Annotated in this window: 14 protein-coding genes; 7 read left to right on the top strand and 7 right to left on the bottom strand. The window is 39.3% G+C overall.

The features are described from left to right. Positions 1 to 89 precede the first annotated feature (89 nt). Positions 90 to 398 (top strand): ribosome-associated translation inhibitor RaiA, encoded by a 309-nt coding sequence (gene raiA, locus AAC073_RS11460; protein ID WP_339923972.1) that lies wholly within the window; start codon positions 90 to 92, stop codon positions 396 to 398. A 15-nt stretch (positions 399 to 413) separates the two neighbouring features. Here the strand turns inward: raiA and AAC073_RS11455 are convergent, their stop codons facing one another. The 6 genes from AAC073_RS11455 to lipB form a co-directional block, all read right to left on the bottom strand. Beyond that, complete coding sequence (locus AAC073_RS11455) at positions 414 to 1043, bottom strand: rhomboid family intramembrane serine protease (protein WP_339923971.1); 630 nt, start codon at positions 1041 to 1043, stop codon at positions 414 to 416. Positions 1044 to 1047: 4 nt separating this feature from the next. After that, positions 1048 to 2034 carry a polyprenyl synthetase family protein gene (locus tag AAC073_RS11450; protein ID WP_339923970.1) on the bottom strand — a complete coding sequence of 329 codons (987 nt, stop codon included), beginning with the start codon at positions 2032 to 2034 and terminating at the stop codon, positions 1048 to 1050. Beyond that, positions 2024 to 4201 carry a ribonuclease R gene (rnr, locus tag AAC073_RS11445; RefSeq protein ID WP_339923969.1) on the bottom strand — a complete coding sequence of 726 codons (2178 nt, stop codon included), beginning with the start codon at positions 4199 to 4201 and terminating at the stop codon, positions 2024 to 2026. The genes AAC073_RS11450 and rnr overlap by 11 nt, the downstream gene beginning before the upstream one ends. 70 nt (positions 4202 to 4271) lie before the next feature. Beyond that, positions 4272 to 5006, bottom strand: a complete 735-nt coding sequence (locus AAC073_RS11440) for a 3'-5' exonuclease (protein ID WP_339923968.1) — start codon at positions 5004 to 5006, stop codon at positions 4272 to 4274. 5 nt (positions 5007 to 5011) lie between these two features. Next, positions 5012 to 5413, bottom strand: coding sequence for a hypothetical protein (locus AAC073_RS11435; protein ID WP_339923967.1), 402 nt, complete (start codon positions 5411 to 5413; stop codon positions 5012 to 5014). Further along, a complete protein-coding gene (gene lipB / locus AAC073_RS11430; protein ID WP_339923966.1) occupies positions 5410 to 6144 on the bottom strand; it encodes a lipoyl(octanoyl) transferase LipB in 735 nt (244 codons plus the stop codon). The genes AAC073_RS11435 and lipB overlap by 4 nt, the downstream gene beginning before the upstream one ends. 41 nt (positions 6145 to 6185) lie before the next feature. On the opposite strand from lipB, the gene AAC073_RS11425 reads away from it, so the two are divergent. Continuing rightward, entirely contained in the window at positions 6186 to 6542 is a 357-nt protein-coding gene (locus tag AAC073_RS11425; protein ID WP_339923965.1) for a YraN family protein, read from the top strand. Here AAC073_RS11425 and AAC073_RS11420 read toward each other — a convergent pair. After that, on the bottom strand, positions 6536 to 7390 hold the full coding sequence (locus AAC073_RS11420) for a hypothetical protein (protein WP_339923964.1): 855 nt from the start codon (positions 7388 to 7390) through the stop codon (positions 6536 to 6538). The genes AAC073_RS11425 and AAC073_RS11420 overlap by 7 nt on opposite strands. Before the next feature lie 244 nt (positions 7391 to 7634). Between AAC073_RS11420 and AAC073_RS11415 the strand changes: the two genes are divergently transcribed. From AAC073_RS11415 to AAC073_RS11395, 5 genes are all read left to right on the top strand, one after another. Then, the gene (locus AAC073_RS11415; RefSeq protein WP_339923963.1) at positions 7635 to 8837 is read left to right on the top strand and encodes a pyridoxal phosphate-dependent aminotransferase; all 1203 of its coding nucleotides are present in this window, start codon (positions 7635 to 7637) and stop codon (positions 8835 to 8837) included. 54 nt (positions 8838 to 8891) lie between these two features. Further along, positions 8892 to 9602: a glycosyltransferase gene (locus AAC073_RS11410; RefSeq protein WP_339923962.1), complete on the top strand. Its 711-nt coding sequence runs from the start codon at positions 8892 to 8894 to the stop codon at positions 9600 to 9602. A 793-nt stretch (positions 9603 to 10395) separates the two neighbouring features. After that, a complete protein-coding gene (locus AAC073_RS11405) occupies positions 10396 to 11412 on the top strand; it encodes a DUF4421 domain-containing protein (protein ID WP_339923961.1) in 1017 nt (338 codons plus the stop codon). A gap of 345 nt (positions 11413 to 11757) precedes the next feature. Further along, positions 11758 to 15189: a SusC/RagA family TonB-linked outer membrane protein gene (locus tag AAC073_RS11400; protein ID WP_339923960.1), complete on the top strand. Its 3432-nt coding sequence runs from the start codon at positions 11758 to 11760 to the stop codon at positions 15187 to 15189. A 32-nt stretch (positions 15190 to 15221) separates the two neighbouring features. Beyond that, a complete protein-coding gene (locus AAC073_RS11395) occupies positions 15222 to 16880 on the top strand; it encodes a SusD/RagB family nutrient-binding outer membrane lipoprotein (RefSeq protein ID WP_339923959.1) in 1659 nt (552 codons plus the stop codon). Positions 16881 to 16900: the final 20 nt, after the last annotated feature.

Genomic DNA, 16900 nt, shown 5'->3' with positions numbered 1-16900 from the left:
GGATGACCTTTTTTTTGTTCCTCAGTTTTAAGATATTCGTAGGATCAACTATCACTACTCCGGATTGATGGAGTTAAACTATTTAGAAAATGAATTTCACAGAAAACTACAATGGAATTAAGATTGATGTGCAATCAGTCAATATTGAAATCAATAATGCTGTACAAGAAGAAATAAGGTCTTCTATAGACAAACTCTCAAAATTTACTCAAAACATCAATGCTGTTGATGTGTATTTCAAGACTGAAGGAAGTGGTGGCAATGCTACAAGCATCGTTGGTATGCGCGTAGGAATCCCTGGTCCGGACGTATTTGCCGAAGAAAAGGGAGAACATTGGATTCCATTACTAAAAGAAGTGGTGGACAAACTGGTGAGGCAGTTGAAAAAAGCGAAATAATATAAAAGCTTCAGTCTAAAAAAGGCTGAAGCTTTTTATTTGTTCCCAGAATTGCAAACCATTCTCAGGGGAAATCAATACGATCACTACAATTCCAAACACGGCACCATAGAAATGCGCATCATGGTTGATATTGTCTCCTCCGGCTCGGCCTTTGTAAAAAGCATAGCCTAAAAAGAGTATTCCTAAAATGAATCCTGGCAGGCAAAATATGCCAAAGATGCAAATATCAGAAAGGGGCATCAAAATTATACTCGCAAAGACAGTTGCGGAAGTGCCACCTGAGGCACCTAGCGCATGGTATGCAGGGTTGTCTTGTTCTTTAAGATACGTAGGGATATCCGCAATCACAATGGCCAAAAGGTAAAAAGCCAAATAGGCAACTACACCCATTTCAAATCCAAACATATAGGTAAGGTAGGACTCTACTACATTGCCAAAGAAAAAAAAGGTAAACATGTTGAACAAGAGGTGGGTACCATCCTTGTGTATGAAGCCAGAAAACAGAAACCGGCCGTAGCTTCCCTCCCTTTTGATAAGGTAAGGAGTGAACAATTGTTTGTTTATAAATTCAGGGTTTTTCCAGCCATAATAAGAAATAAGACAAGTGATGATGATTATAATTAATGTCAATGATAATTCCATGTTTTTATTTTTCCCTGTTGGCTAGGTTTTGGGTTAAGTTTTGAAGTAACTGTAGTCCGGCTGAGTTTTTAACTTGAAGACTTGATAACTGCTTGAATCCTTTTTCGAAATAATCATCCATCAACACCATTGTTTTCTCCTTGATTTGAAGTTGGTCATATATAGCGGTTACAGCCTCGACTTTTTCTTCAGGATTGTAGGCATCTGCCTTAAGCCACTTCTGTAGGCTTTCATTTGGTGTTCCCGTCGCTAATTCATTGGCTTTAACCAAAAGATAAGTTTTCTTATTGGCTAAAATATCTCCTCCGACCTGTTTGCCAAATTTCTCCTTGTCTGCATAGACATCAAGTAAGTCGTCTTTTAGTTGAAAGGCAATCCCAATGTTTACGCCAAAATCGTATAAATGCGTTGCATCCTCCTTTGATGCACCTGCCAATACGGCTCCAAGCTGTAAGGCGAAACCCAGCAAGACTGCAGTTTTCAAACGTATCATATTTAGGTATTCTGCTTCGCTCACAGAATCCCTTTTTTCATAATTCATGTCCAACTGCTGTCCTTCACAAACCTCTGCTGCCGTTTTGCTAAATAACTGAAGGCTTTCCTTAAGATGCTCAGGTGTTATAGAGAAAAATAGGTCATAGGCTTTTACCAACATCACATCACCCGATAGGATGGCTGTGTTGTCGTCCCATTTCTCATGCACAGTGGCTTTACCTCTACGCAATGGCGCATTGTCCATGATATCATCATGCATGAGTGTGAAGTTGTGAAAAACCTCAATGCCAGCTGCTGGGGAAAGCACCTTTTTGTAATCTTCCTTGTACAAATTGTAAGCAAGTAAGGTCAATAGTGGTCTTATTCTTTTTCCTCCTAAACCCATCAGGTAGGTTATTGGGTCGTAGAGTTCGGATGGATTTCCCTTTAAGTCTAGTGCTTGGATGTGTTGCTCAAGGGTAGTTTTAATTTCCTCGAGCTGGTTGTCATTTATCATTGCTTACAAATTCCAAATCTATCGTTCTCCTATCGATATCAGTACGTGTTACCCTAACCTGTACCTTATCTCCTAAGGTTATTATTTTTTTGTTTTTGGCACCTACCAATCGCATGTTCTTATTGTCAAAGTCGTAGTAGTCATCTGTCAAATCCTGAACCTTGACCATCCCTTCACATTTGGTTTCAGAAATCTCTACATACACACCCCACTCAGTAACTCCGGTAACTATACCAGCGTAATCTTTGTCTTCAGCAAGTTTCATGTATTCAACCTGCTTGTATTTGATGCTGGCTCTTTCTGCATCGGCAGCTCTCTTCTCCCGCTCTGAGGAATGCAGACACTTTTCTTCCCATACCTGATTTTCTGGTGGTTTGCCTCCATCCAGGTAATGTTGGAGAAGCCTATGTACCATCATATCAGGATACCTTCTGATAGGAGATGTGAAATGCGTGTAATGGTCAAATGCAAGGCCGAAATGTTGCTTAGGCTCTGTCGTATACTTTGCCTTTGCCATACTTCGGATGGCTAGTTGCTCCAGGATATTTTGCTCTGGCTTACCAACTATCTCGTCCATAAGTTTGTTCAAGCTATTGGATACTTTCTTTTCATCCATAAACTTGACATCATGGCCAAATTTCGTTGCGAAACTGGCAAATGTGGCCAGCTTTTCAAGGTCTGGATAATCGTGAACCCTGTAGACGAAAGTACTTTTACCTTTGTTTTTATTATAAATATAAGTGGCGACCGTTTTATTGGCCAGCAACATGAATTCTTCGATCAACTTGTGAACGTCCTTTCGCTCTTTGATGATGAGTCCAACGGGAGTTCCAGCTTCATCCAAATTGAATTTCACCTCAACTGTCTCAAAGTTGATGGCTCCTTTCTTAAATCTTGCTCCTCGAAGTATTTTTGCCAAGGAGTTGATTTTCAATAAATCTTTGGCATAATCTCCCGCTTCTGCATCCATGTTTTCCTGTGCTTCCTCATAGCTAAAGCGCCTGTTGGAGTGAATAACCGTTCTGCCAATCCAAAAATCCTTGATTTCAGCCTGGTCAGTTATCTCAAATACACATGAGAAGGTGAGTTTGTCTTCATTAGGACGCAATGAACACAGTCCGTTGCTGAGTCGCTCAGGCAACATTGGGATGGTCCTGTCTACAAGATACACGGAAGTAGCCCTGTCAAAGGCTTCCTTTTCCATCAAAGTCTTGGGCGTTACATAATGCGTAACATCAGCGATATGTACCCCTATTTCCATGTTGCCATTTTCCAAATAGCGGAACGAGATGGCATCATCAAAATCCTTGGCATCTGCCGGGTCAATGGTGAAGGTTTCTACATTTCTAAAGTCTTTTCTTTTTTTGATTTCAGCTTCCGGGATGCGGTCAGAAATGGTCTCCGCTTCAGCTTCGATTTCTTCTGGGTAATCGAATGGGAGTCCGAATTCAGCCATGATAGAGTGAATTTCTACCTCATGGTCTCCGGCCGTACCCAGAACATGGATGATTTTCCCTGTAGGGTTTTTATCTCCTTCCTTCCAATCGGTAAGCTTTACGACTACTTTTTGGTTATGTTGAGCCCCTTCGAGATCAGATTTCTTAACAAAGATATCATGATGCATTTTTTTAAAGTCAGGAACAACAAAAGCAAATCGAGGGGAGATTTCTATCCGTCCCACAAATTCATCTCTGCTTCGCTCTAAAATTTCCAGCACCTTACCTTCTCTGCGGTTTCCTCTTCCTCTTTTTGGTAAGATCATTACCCTAACCTTGTCACCATCTAGTGCAGATTTTAAATCTGCTTCTTTGACCATGATATCGTCTTCTTTCTTTGCATGATCATCAGGGATCACGAATGCAAACCTGGCATTGACGAAATCTACTTCTCCTACGATGAAATCGGGATCTGCTGCTGAAGAATAAAGGTTTCTAGGGCTACAGCTTATCCTGCCTTCTTTCACTAGTGCCTGAAGGGATGGGCTTAAAAGTTTTTTAGTAGCTGCGTCCCGCAGTACTAGTTTTTTGATGAGTTGTTTTTCAGCGAAAGCTTCGCCGAAATTATTGTCAAAAAATTGCGTTAATTTTGATTTAAGTTGTTCTAAATCTGTGGCCGTGTTGCCCTTGCTTTTAAATCCTGATTTTTTTCTTCCTGAATTTCTTCCCATAAAAATATAATGTAATTATAAAGGTAAGGATATTTATTCTAAAATATTGGCCTTCCTTATGTTGTGATGTTTATTCTGCAGCTGTGTCTAGGTTGATGATTTCGAACGATAAGTCACCGGGCAAACCTTGGTAGGCAAGATAAATCCTGGCTGTAACCTCTACATCTCTTAGGCAGTATTTGCGAATGTTATCGAGGTCCTCTTCTTTGTAAAAAACAGTGTTGACCATGCTGCCGTCAATGCCTTCCTTTGAGCTGGGGATGTCAAAGATTGTCGCTAGCAAATCCAACCGGGTGTAATGTTTATAATCCCCAAACTTCCATAATTCTAAGGTATCTAGATGTCTTATTTCCCATGGCTTCTTTCCTGAAAGCTGCAATATTTCAGGAAGAGGAAGTTTGTTGATAAGCATCCTTCTACAAATATAAGGGATGTCAAATTCCTTGCCATTGTGGGCACAAAGCATCCAGTCCCGTTTTTCTAATAAGCCTCGGAATTCAAGCAAAGTTTCATGTTCCGTTAATCCTGCATAAGATTTGGTCCTATAAATAAGTTCGTCTTCCTCTATTTTATAGGTGAAATAACCTACTCCAATACAAATGATTTTACCGAACTCTGCGTAGATTCCTGCCTTTTCGAAATAGAGTTCATCTGCTTCCCTTTCGTCAGTTCTTTGTAATTGTAGGGCTTTTTTCTTCCACTCGTCTTGCATCCTAAGTGGTAAATCCTCAAGTTTTTCCGCTCCAGAGATCGTCTCAATGTCCAGAAAAAGGATGTCATTCAGATGTTCGAAAAAATCGGCCATAAGCTTTAGGTATGTAAGATGCCCTGCATGTCCAGTTCAGGAATGTAGGTCATGTGTTTTTCTTGAACGCTGCCTGCTACAAATATAAACTTTTTGTCAAATATTTGGTCTAGAATATAATAACTTACCCAGAACTCATTGTTTAAAAGAAATAAAGCTGGATCAATTGCTTCTACTCTGGCTATACTCGTTGCTTCTAACTTTTCTATCATGTGTCGCATGACAGAGGTTTTTTTTGCTTCTCCAGCTACCTCTCCGTAGCCCTTAGCCGTGATCATTAAGGTTTCCAACTCAATAAGGTTTTTATTGATTAAGTATACTGCCCAGCTTTCATCTGTTGCCTTACCTTCCTTTACGATGGCCATTTTTACCCCAGTCACAGGGTGGAATTTTATGTCTTTTTTCATTTTTGTTCTTCACTTATCAATAGCTCCATCTCGAATAATCGTCCAATATGAAACTTTACCTTATCCTTCACTTCTGAAAGGAGTACTTCTTTTCCAAGTTCCAATTGCATTGAAGTGACAGCTTTGTCGCTTATCCCGCAAGGAATAATATGATTGAAGTAGCTGAGATCAGTGTTTACATTGAATGCAAAACCATGCATGGTTACCCATCTGCTTGATTTTACACCTAAAGCACAGATTTTTCTCGGGTTTTTTTGTTCGATATGATCTATCCATACTCCTGTTAATCCTTCAATCCTTCCTGCCGCTATTCCATAGTCTTCAAGGGTAGCGATTACTGCTTCCTCGAGGAAGCGGAGGTATTTGTGAATATCCGTAAAAAAGTTGTCCAAATCAAGAATAGGGTAGCCTACAAGTTGTCCTGGCCCATGATAAGTTATGTCTCCACCTCGGTTGATAGGGTAATAACTTGCCGCATATTGTTTTAATCCAGCTTCGTCTAAAAGAAGGTTTTCCGGGCGACCACTTTTTCCTAAAGTATAAACATGTGGGTGCTCTACAAACAAGAGGTAATTGTCGGTGATTTGCTCCTGATCAGGGGTCGCTTTGCGATTAGAGATCTTAATATCAACCGTTTGTGCAAATAATTTTTCCTGATAATCCCAGGATTCCTGGTAATCTTTGGTGCCTAAATCCCGGAAAATAACTTTTTTATTTATAAATTGATTCACCTTATGCAATGGTTTTTTTCAAATATAGTCAATATCATACAATGGCTGAACACAATGACAAAGGAACGAGGGCTGAACAGCTCGCCAAAGATTGGCTGATAGCAAACGGTTATGTTTTTGTTACGGCCAACTACAGGTACAAACATGCTGAAATAGATCTAATTCTCGAGCAAAGGGGAATATTAGTCTTCGTTGAAGTTAAATTCCGCAGCGGAACTGGTTTTGGTTACGCTGAAGAATTTGTGGATTTTCGAAAAAGACAATTGATAATTAGAGCTGCTGACAATTACCTATACGAAAAAGACTGGAAGAAAGATATCCGATTTGACATAGTAGGGGTGTACCAAGACAAAACGGGGGCTATAGCTTTCAAGCACTTTGAGGATGCCTTTTATTGAACGTGGCTGTAAATTAGATTGCCTTCTTTGTCCCATTCACCCCTGATATAAGGTTTGAAGACATTGTTTAAAGCTTCATTCTGGTACTGAATTTCGCGCTTCTTCACCGTTTTGTTATTTTCTCTGGGCCAATATTCTGTCCATATGCCTATTCGCTCTCCAAATTTATATTCCCCAGCTACAGCAACTTGTCCGTCCGGGTAAAAATGGAAGAAATTACCCTCCTCGAGATCGTATTCAATAGGAGTTATCTTTTCTATCTTTCGCTCCCCTCGATTGTAATAGGTGATCCTTGAGGCTTTTGGCCATCCTTCTGAATATTTCCGTTTGTCTATAAGAATGTTTTTAGCATCGAAACTCATCCATCTGCCATGCTTTGTACCGTAAAAGTACATGCCAGTTTCAACTACATTCTCGCCAATTCTTTTTTCATATGGTCCATGTAACAAATAGCCTTGAGATGGGTTGAAGTTCCCGGTCTTGATGGCTTTGTTTTTACTGTCATACCAAAATATGTCCCTGATATAGGTGTCTATTTTTTTATTTCTAGAAGTGTAATTAAAATACTGATAAGTTACCTGATCCCTAAAGCTATTTTTTATTAACCCTTTACTGGTTTTTTCACCAAAGTGAAAGTTCTTTTTCTTTTTCTTCCTCTTCTTCTTTTTTTCTTCCTTGAGATTGTCTTCTGCATCGGAAAAGAGGAGTACAGGCGTAGAGGTGGGAAGGAGTATATTCTCTTCTACACCTGATGAGTCTACCTCAACCCTGGTAGAATCTTCTTGGCTAAATCCAGCTGAAGTGATAAAAAAAAGCCCTACAAATAATAAGTAAATGAGTTTTTTCATAACAAGTTTAAAACGAATATAAAGGCCCAGTTGTTGTACTTAGGTGTAAAAAACCAAAAGATCCAGCCTAATTAACCAAGATAACATTTCTCAAAACTAGTCAAAGATTTAGGAATCGTTGTCATTATGCTTATTTTTGCAAAATTAAAAAGGGGCGGAAAGGCCATCATTCATTACCAAATAATTTACTTGGACAAAAGGTCCTACTAATCTGATTATCAAACGTAATTTAAATAAAATATAAATGAATTCCATCCTATCTGATCGTATAAACAATATGGAAGAGTCAGCTACGCTGGCTATGGCCAAAAAGGCCAGGGAATTAAAGACTCAAGGAATAGACATTATAGGCCTGAGTCTTGGAGAGCCTGATTTTAAAACGCCTAAACACATTCAAGAGGCGGCAAAAGATGCCATCGACGAAGGAAAATATTTTTCCTACCCTCCAGTAGCTGGTTATCAAGATCTTAGAGAAGCGATTGCTAAAAAGCTAAGGGATCAAAACAATATATCAGAAGCGAAGGCTGAAAATATAGTGGTTTCTACAGGAGCTAAGCATTCTATTGCCAATATCTTCATGTGCCTTATCAATGAAGGTGATGAAGTGATCATTTTTTCTCCTTATTGGGTTTCTTATTCTGAAGTAATCAAATTGGCTGGTGGTGTACCCGTGCTTATTCAAGGTAGCTTGGAAAACAACTTTAAAGCTACCGCTAAGCAATTAGAGGAAGCCATTACGGACAAGACTAAAGCGGTGATTTATTCTTCACCTTGTAATCCTTCAGGTTCAGTTTTTAGTGCGTCCGAATTGGAAGCCATTGCTGATGTTATCAAAAGCAAAGAAAACCTTTTGGTAATAGCCGATGAAATCTATGAATTGATCAATTTCACTGGCTCTCACGCGAGTATAGCTTCTTTCCCTGGAATGTTTGAACGTACGATCACCGTAAATGGATTTTCTAAAGGGTATGCGATGACCGGATGGAGAGTTGGTTATATCTGTGCTCCTTTGTTCATTGCGAAAGCTTGTGAGAAAATTCAAGGCCAGTTTACTTCTGGTGGGACAGGTATTGCTCAGCGTGCAGCCTTAGCGGGTCTGGTTGGGGACCAAAAACCAACTGAAGAAATGGCGGCAGCCTACCTTCAAAGAAGAGACTTGGTATTGGACTTATTGCGCGATATACCTGGAATCAAAACACACGTTCCTGAAGGTGCATTTTACTTTTTCCCTGATGTTTCTGCCTTTTTTGGTAAATCAGCAGGTGATCAGAAAATTGAAAATGCAGATGATTTTTGCCTATATGTACTTAAAGAAGCTAATGTTTCATTGGTAACAGGAGCGGCTTTTGGCGCACCCGATTCCATAAGGCTTTCTTATGCAGCGTCTGAGGCTGAATTGAAAGAAGCGTTGAAGCGTTTAAAAGAAGTGCTAGCAAAATTGAATTAACAATAAATTTTATCCCTGGGAATTTTCCCAGGGATTTTTTCTTACATTTCCAAGATGCAGGCAATTGTAATCACACCCGTAAAAGACGCTCTGGAGGCTACTCTGGAAACCATTCAGGCCATTTCAGATGCCAATGGCCTATATGACTATTGGGTTTTTAACGATTACTCTACTGATCAAACCAAAAAGGCCTTGGAAACGGCAAGTAGCAGTAAAGACTTTAAGCTAATAAACTTGGAGGAGATAACTTCAAATCCTTCCCCCAATTATAAGACTGTCCTTCAGCTTGCCCAAAAAACAGCCTTGGAAGCTAGCTTGCCCCTGATCATTGTAGAATCTGATGTTAAAGTAAATCAAGATACGCTAGAAAATTTAGTGAATTTTGCGAATGATAATACTAAGGTGGGGTTGGTTGGAGCCATTACCCATGATGGGGAGGGAAAGGTAAATTTTCCCTACCTTAAGTTCAAACAATTAAAAACCAAAGATCCGACAAAAACTACAAGAAGCCTTAGTTTTTGCTGTACCCTGATTAATATTGACTTTTTAAAGGAATACGATTTTGCCGATCTGGACAACAGTAAGGACTGGTACGACACCCACATAAGTCAAAAATCTCTTGCCTTAGGTTTTGACAATTACATACTCCCTGATTTGCCTGTATGGCACAGGCCACACGGCAGCCGTCCCTGGAAGCAACTCAAATACAAGAATCCAGTGCTTTATTACTTCCGTAAGTGGTTTTTAGGCAAGGATAAAATTTAGAATAATTTCTTAATTAGAGAGCATTTTGCATTTGCTAACAATGAATACTTGGGTGCTTTCTATTGCTGGGGTGTCAATTAATTGAACAGACAATCCAATAGTGTCTGCTTTAAAACCCAAAGACCAAGCGATACTTAATAGCACGATTAGGTTTTGTTTTTTTAAGTTCTTTATGAATATGGGGTTTAATGAACACATCCGTTGAATTCCCATCAATTACCAATTTTGGTAAGGACCGGACCTACTTATGTGAAAGCCTACATAGCTAGATTAATTAATTGGATTATTTGAATAAATAATTTTTTTTTCCGCTCTTCCTTTTTATTGTATTCGAACCCGATCTCATTGGTCAGGATTTCAAGTTTATTAAGCTGTCCCAGTTGAGTTGCTATAATTATGCCTCTGAATTCTTGAAATGTAATTATTTGAGGTATTTTAAGCCTAAATTAAACTAAAAAAGACCCATTTTTGTCTAAATTTTGAATTTATTCTCCATTTATTGTTTGTAATCTTTTGAGAAAAGTGATGAGTTTTTTTTAAATCGAATTTTTTAATTTGTGATTATTTCTTTAAAATATCGAAGTATACTAAGAAGATTTTTTTGCTTTACTGGACGAAAATTCCGTATATTTGTTATGGGTGATTAAGCAACTTTTTATACTTATTCTTTTTTTAATAATTAAATGGAGGTTATTTCGAATTAATTTTTCCTAACCTCCCTTTCCTAAATGAGTTACGTTTTAATCTTGCGAACGAGTTGGTTTCATTTATTATGGGTAATTTAATTGTCTTTATGAAATATATCTTTGCCTTAGCCCTTCCCTTTCTTTTTTTTCATGCCACTGTAGTAGCGCAGGAGTCTTCCGATTCAACTGAATACTATAAAACCTTCCCCGACAAACTTGTGCTAAGAACCTATTTGTCTAGAAAATATACAGGAGTTGGTTTAAAAGTAGGCGGTGAAAATTATTGGTACCGGCCAAACTCCACTTTGAATATGGGAGTTGGCGCTACCTATAATGGGTTAACCTTGAACCTTGCCTACGGTTTTGGGTTTTTAAATCCAGATAAAAATCGAGGTGAATCCAAGTACTTAGATTTGCAGGCCCATGCCTACCCGGAAAATTGGGTAATAGATTTTTTTGGTCAATTTTATAATGGCTATTATTTAGAGAGGGGGAGTACTTCATCGTATACCAATGAATCAAGGATGTTCCCTGAGATGAAGCTCAGGATTTTAGGTGCTTCCGTTCAGTATTTGTTTAATGGGGATGAATTTTCTTATAGAGCAGCCTTTTTACAGAATGAGTGGCAAAAAAAGTCAGCAGGTTCTTTTATGGCAGGAATGGAAATCTATGGTGGGCAAGTGAGAAATGCCATGGGTATCCTGCATGCACAATCTGCTGCCAAAAATTTTGAACAGATAAAGTATTTTGAAGTAGGGCCGAATTTTGGTTACGCCTATTCCTGGATTATAAAGCAGCACTTTTTCATTACATTATCTGCAGCCTCCAGCTTGTCATTGGGCAGGACTTATTTGAGCTTTGAAGATGGTACTGAAAATAGTAACTGGTCTATTCGTCCAAATTATTTAGTAAGAGGGTTTACCGGATACAATTCCGATAGATGGTCTCTTAATGTCAATTATGTATACAATCAGGTTAATTTAACTCCGGTCAGTGGATATAAAATCAATTTGGGTACAGGAAATTATCGGTTAAATCTTATTTATCGCATTAGTCCTGGTCCCCGGCTGCAGAAAAAGTTAGGTCTAATTGATAAGTTAAAGGAAAAATTAGGCTCAAAATAGGCCGCAATTCTCATTATTTTAATCATTCTATTTTTTTGAAGTATCGGCAGGAGTTAAAATCCCCCTTTTTTCAATTCCTTTTAAACGCTTTAGCTTTTAGGTTAAAAAATAGTATAATCATTTGATCTATAAGGTATTTGGTAATACTTATTTTTAGGCGTAAAAATCAGAATAAACTCTTTAATAATCTACTGTTAACAAAATAGAAACATACATATAATACAATATGAGTTGTTAGATTTTTGATAATTTACCTATTTGCCAATATATATTGCGGAGATAATGGTATCTTTTTGATGTATTGTAGTATAATAAGAAATAGAGTTTAAACTATAAAAATAATTTATGGTGCAGAGGTTTACAAAAATCAGACACTGGTATTGTTTCGTAATGTTATGTATCCTGATAGGATCCATAGTTCCAGAAGCTTTGGCCCAAAGTAGAAGGGTCACAGGTAAAGTTATCTCTCAAGAAGATGGCTTAGGTATTCCCGGTGTGAATGTACTTATTCAAGGAGGTCAATCCGGTACAGCCACAGATGTTAATGGGGATTATTCCATATCCGTCGCAGACAACAGCGCGGTTTTGATATTTTCATTTATCGGTTTTGAGCCATTAAGTGAAGTGGTAGGCAACCGCTCAGTAATTAATGTCACCCTCAATGAAGATGCTTCAGAAATGAAGGAAGTCGTAGTTACTGCACTTGGTATAAAAAGGGAAGAGATTTCTTTAGGTTATTCTATAGAGCGCGTGGGTGGTGAAGAGCTTACCAGGGTAGTCCAGGAAAGTTTTCTTAATGGAATGGCTGGTAAGGTTGCGGGTGTATCTATTAATTCTACCGGAGGTACTGGTTCATCTGTAAGCATGGTCATTAGAGGTGCCTCTTCTTTAAGTAGCGATAATCAGCCACTGTTTGTTGTAGATGGTGTGCCGATTGCCAATACACTTAACAATGTGTCTTCGGTAGGCTCAGAAAATAGAGTGGATTATGGAAATGCAATCTCAGGCCTAAATCCTGATGATATTGCAGATATATCTATACTTAAAGGCCCAAGTGCAGCAGCACTTTATGGCTCTCGGGCAGGGAATGGCGTGGTTATCATTACTACTAAAGGTGGGAATGTAGATCGCCTAACCGTAAATGTATCCACCAATACTGTATTTGATGTTCCTTTTAAATTCCTGAAATGGCACAGCAAATTTGGCGCAGGGCAATTTTCTGCCATTCCACCAGAAATAAGTGGTACGCCATTGTCCAATCCATTTGGTAGCCTGGTACAGGAAAATGTGAATGCTGCCTTTGGTGCCGAATTGGATAAAGGTTACGAGCAGGTGCAATGGAACAGCCCTTTGGATGAGAATGGCAATCCTATTGCTATGCCTTTGGTTTCCTACCCGAATAACGTTCAAAATTTTGTCCAAACGGGAGTTACCACATCCAATAGTTTTTCAGTAGCCAATAGTAGTGAATCAATGAATTATAGGGTGTCTTATTCCAACATGAGGAATAAAGGTATCATACCTAATTCAGATTTATTTAGAAATACCTTAAACATCAATTCCAACCTAAAACTTAATGATAAATTAAGCATTAGCACCAATATAGATGTTAGTCGTAACAATTCGAACAATAGACCTGCAGGTGAGCGCGGAACAAACCCATTGCAATGGGCCTACGAAACATCTCCTCATGTCAATGTTTTGGATCTGAAAGATTACTGGCTACCAGGTCAAGAGGGACTGGAACAAAAAACCATGGATGCTGGTCAGGAAATCAGGGTTACTGATAACCCTTTTTTCCTTGCCAATGAGGTAAACAATAGCTTCAAAAGAGACAGGGTTTTTGGAAATGTAAAAGCCGATTGGCAGATTTCGCCATCGCTTAATTTCTTTGCTCGCTATTCTTTGGACCTTTTCAATGAAACCAGAGAAACCAAGATAAGTAGGAGTTACAGTCAGGAGCCTGAGGGAGCCTATGGTGTTACAGAAATTCAGCGTATGGAAACCAATGCTGATTTCTTACTTACTTATAATAAGGATGTAAATGATTTTGGGATTACGCTTTCTGGAGGAGGAAATATTCGATACCAAAATGGTAGTAATCTGTTTGCCGGCTCCAAATCGGGTGTTGGTTTGATCACTCCAGGTGTGTTTACACTTCAGAATATCTCACCAGATAATATCGAATATTCTAATAGTAGATTTGAAAGAGGTATCAATAGTTTATATGGTTTGGCAAACCTTTCCTACAAGGACATGCTTTACCTGGACCTTACTGCTAGAAATGATTGGTCAAGCACTCTTCCTGACGCAAACCCCTATTTCTATCCCTCTGCTGCCTTAAGTGTATTGGTCAGCGAAATGCTAGATTTACCGGAACCTTTCAGTTTGGTAAAGCTTAGAGGAGGTTTTGCCTCTGTGGGAAATGATGCCAGTCCATACCAGCTTTTAGCTGCATTGTCCAATGCAGGAGCATGGGGGAATATACCAAGGTTGACTTTACCTGGTAACATTTTGAATCCGTTTTTGAAACCGGAAATTGCAACCTCATTTGAAGGGGGCATTGATCTTCATTTTGCTAATGACAGGGTAAGATTTAGTGGTACCTATTACAAAGTAGAGAATGAAAATCAAATTATTGGAATAGGCTTACCTCCATCCACAGGTTATTCTGGAAAACAAATCAATGCTGGTCTTTTACAAAGTGAAGGGGTAGAGCTTTCACTTGGCGCAGATATAATCCAAAGTAAAAACTGGAACTGGACGACCAATTTTAACCTGACCAGGAACAGGACAAAGATTATTGAATTGGCAGATGAATTGCCTTACTATACACTTTGGACAGATGCCAGAGGTGGTGCCTGGACTTATGTAGGGGAGGAAATTGGCGACCTTTATGATGCTCAAGTGGTGACTGTAGAGGATCCGGAATCTCCTTATTTCGGTTTTCCGCTTTTGGATCAGACAGGAAAATGGCAAAGTATAGACGCTGTAAGTACCAGAAATAAAATAGGTAATTTTAATCCTAAATTTATTTTGGGTATGCAAACCTCACTGTCTTACAAAAACTTTCATTTGAACCTGACCTTTGATTGGAGAAATGGCGGAGATTTTGTTTCTCAAACGTATAGATTTGGAGAGGAGCATGGTAGGTCTTCAATCTTCTTAGACAAATTGATCAATCCAGGAGAAATGGAAGGCAGTGAATTGAAAGACTACCTGATCGATAACAAGGAATCCATGATCTTGATCAATGGCAATAACTTCCCATTGGTTGGAGGACCTACGCCTGAATACGGAGGTTACCCTTTCACATTTGGCCCATTTACTCTGCCCCATGGAGGCGTATTTATTCCTGGTGTATATGCAACAGAATTTGATGACGATGGCAATCCTACAGCCTACGCTGAAAACTTGGGCGAGAATATTGGACAGCCTGGAGGAACGCTAACCTTGCCTTATGCAGGTAGTACAGCCTGGAGCTTTTCAAGGGCCTTCTTGTATGATGCTTCATTTGTCAAGTTAAGAGAAGTTTCCTTTGGATACGACTTGCCTAAACGTTATGCCTCGGTTTTAAAGATGCAGAATTTGAGTTTATCTGTTTATAGCAGGAATATTATCCTGTGGACAGCTGCGAAAATCAATATAGACCCAGAGATGGCATTTCAACCATCTGGGAGCACCCAAGCAGGATCTCAATTCAAACAAGGGATAGAGCGATGGAACGTAATGCCTTGGGTGATGCCGATAGGATTTAAAGTCAATGCTACTTTTTAAGTATTAGTTTTCAACTGATAAACGAAAATATTATGATTATCAAGAATAAATTATTATTCGGTTGGGCACTTTTATTACTGTGTACCTTTTCCTGTAAGGAAGATCTCATAGAAATGAATATTAACCCAAATGGAGCAAGTCCAGAAACGGCGAATCCTAACTTGGTACTTTCGACGGTGCTGACAGAGGCGGGGAAATCTGTGCTAAATCTTGGGTATCAAGACATCGCAGGAGTCATGCAGCATACCCAAAAAGATGGATGGTCAGGAGCTCATAATTCCTATGACTGGAACCGAAGTAATAGCTGGTCGGGTTATTATGGCATCCTTAGAAACAACCAATTTGTATATGACAGGGCGGTAGAACTGGATCAGGAACTTCACCAAGGGGTAACTTTGGTAATAAGAGGGATGATGTTTGGTTTAATTACGGACCTCTGGGGAGATGCGCCTTATTCATTAGCCCTTAAAGGAAACGAAGTAACTCCTGAGACTACTTTTCCTGCCTATGATACCCAAGAGAATATTTATAGAGGTATACTCGACGAATTGGAGGTGGCCAACCAACTGCTTTCCCGACCAAAAGGAGATTACAACAGCTCAATCGATGGAGCGGATGTTTACTATAATGGAGACCCTTCAAAATGGCGAAAGATGGCGAACTCGCTTAAGCTAAGGTACTATATGAGAATTTCCGAGAAGTTGCCAGATTTTGCGAAACAAGGAATAGAAACCATTCTTGGGAACCCTGGCATGTACCCAATCATTACTAATCCTGGGGATGATGCCACAATGGCTTTTGAAAGTATAAGTAAGGAAAGTAGCTGGCCAAACAATACCAAGTTTGATGTAGATGCAAGCAATTACCGTAGATTGAAAATGTGCCAAACCCTGGTAGAAGCCATGAGAAGCAAAAATGACCCTAGACTTGGAGTATGGGCCAATCCTGTTGAAATCCCTCTTGTAGTGGATGCTAGTCTACCTGAAGGAACAGATAAGATAGAAGGTGGTAAAAGATACCTTTCACCCGATGTATTGGAAAGCAGAAGTATTGCGCTAGAAGACATCAGTCAGAATGCTGATTATGTTGGGATTCCTCCAGGTATAGCTGGTGCGCAGGTTTATAACATGAGCCCAGATGCCAATCAAGCGGCATTTAATCCACATGTTTCTTGGCTTAATGACAGGTATAGAGAGCCTACTGGACCTTTATTGAAAGCAAGATTGATTTCGGCATCAGAGGTTAATTTTATTTTGGCTGAAGCCGCTTTAAAAGGCTGGGCCGTAGGAGGTACTGCTGAAGAATATTATAACAAAGCCATTCAGTCTTCTTTTACTACTTGGGGATTGTCTGGTTCGGTAGACAGCTACCTCACACAGGAGAATGTGAAATTTGATGGTACTGTCAAACAATTAATAGAACAGAAGTGGATAGCCTCTTGGACGGCTGCAGCAGAGTCTTGGTTTGATTATCGTAGAACAGGTTACCCTGAATTGGAAGCTGGGCCTTTTACTATTCGATCTGTATTGCCAGTTCGCCTGTATTATATGGTGGAGGAACGAAATCTTAATGAAGCAAATGTGGAGGTAGCCATGAGCCGTTTGGAGACAACCAATTTCTCTGAGGTAGATGGAGCCAATAGTGCTTGGTCCAAACCTTGGGTAATTCAAGGCACAGGCAAGCCTTGGTAAGTATGTAATTAATATAAATA

The organism is uncultured Cyclobacterium sp., from assembly GCF_963977555.1.
Classification (GTDB): domain Bacteria; phylum Bacteroidota; class Bacteroidia; order Cytophagales; family Cyclobacteriaceae; genus Cyclobacterium.
Note: the sequence above shows the minus strand (reverse complement) of the source record. Positions and strands in the feature narration are given on the sequence as shown.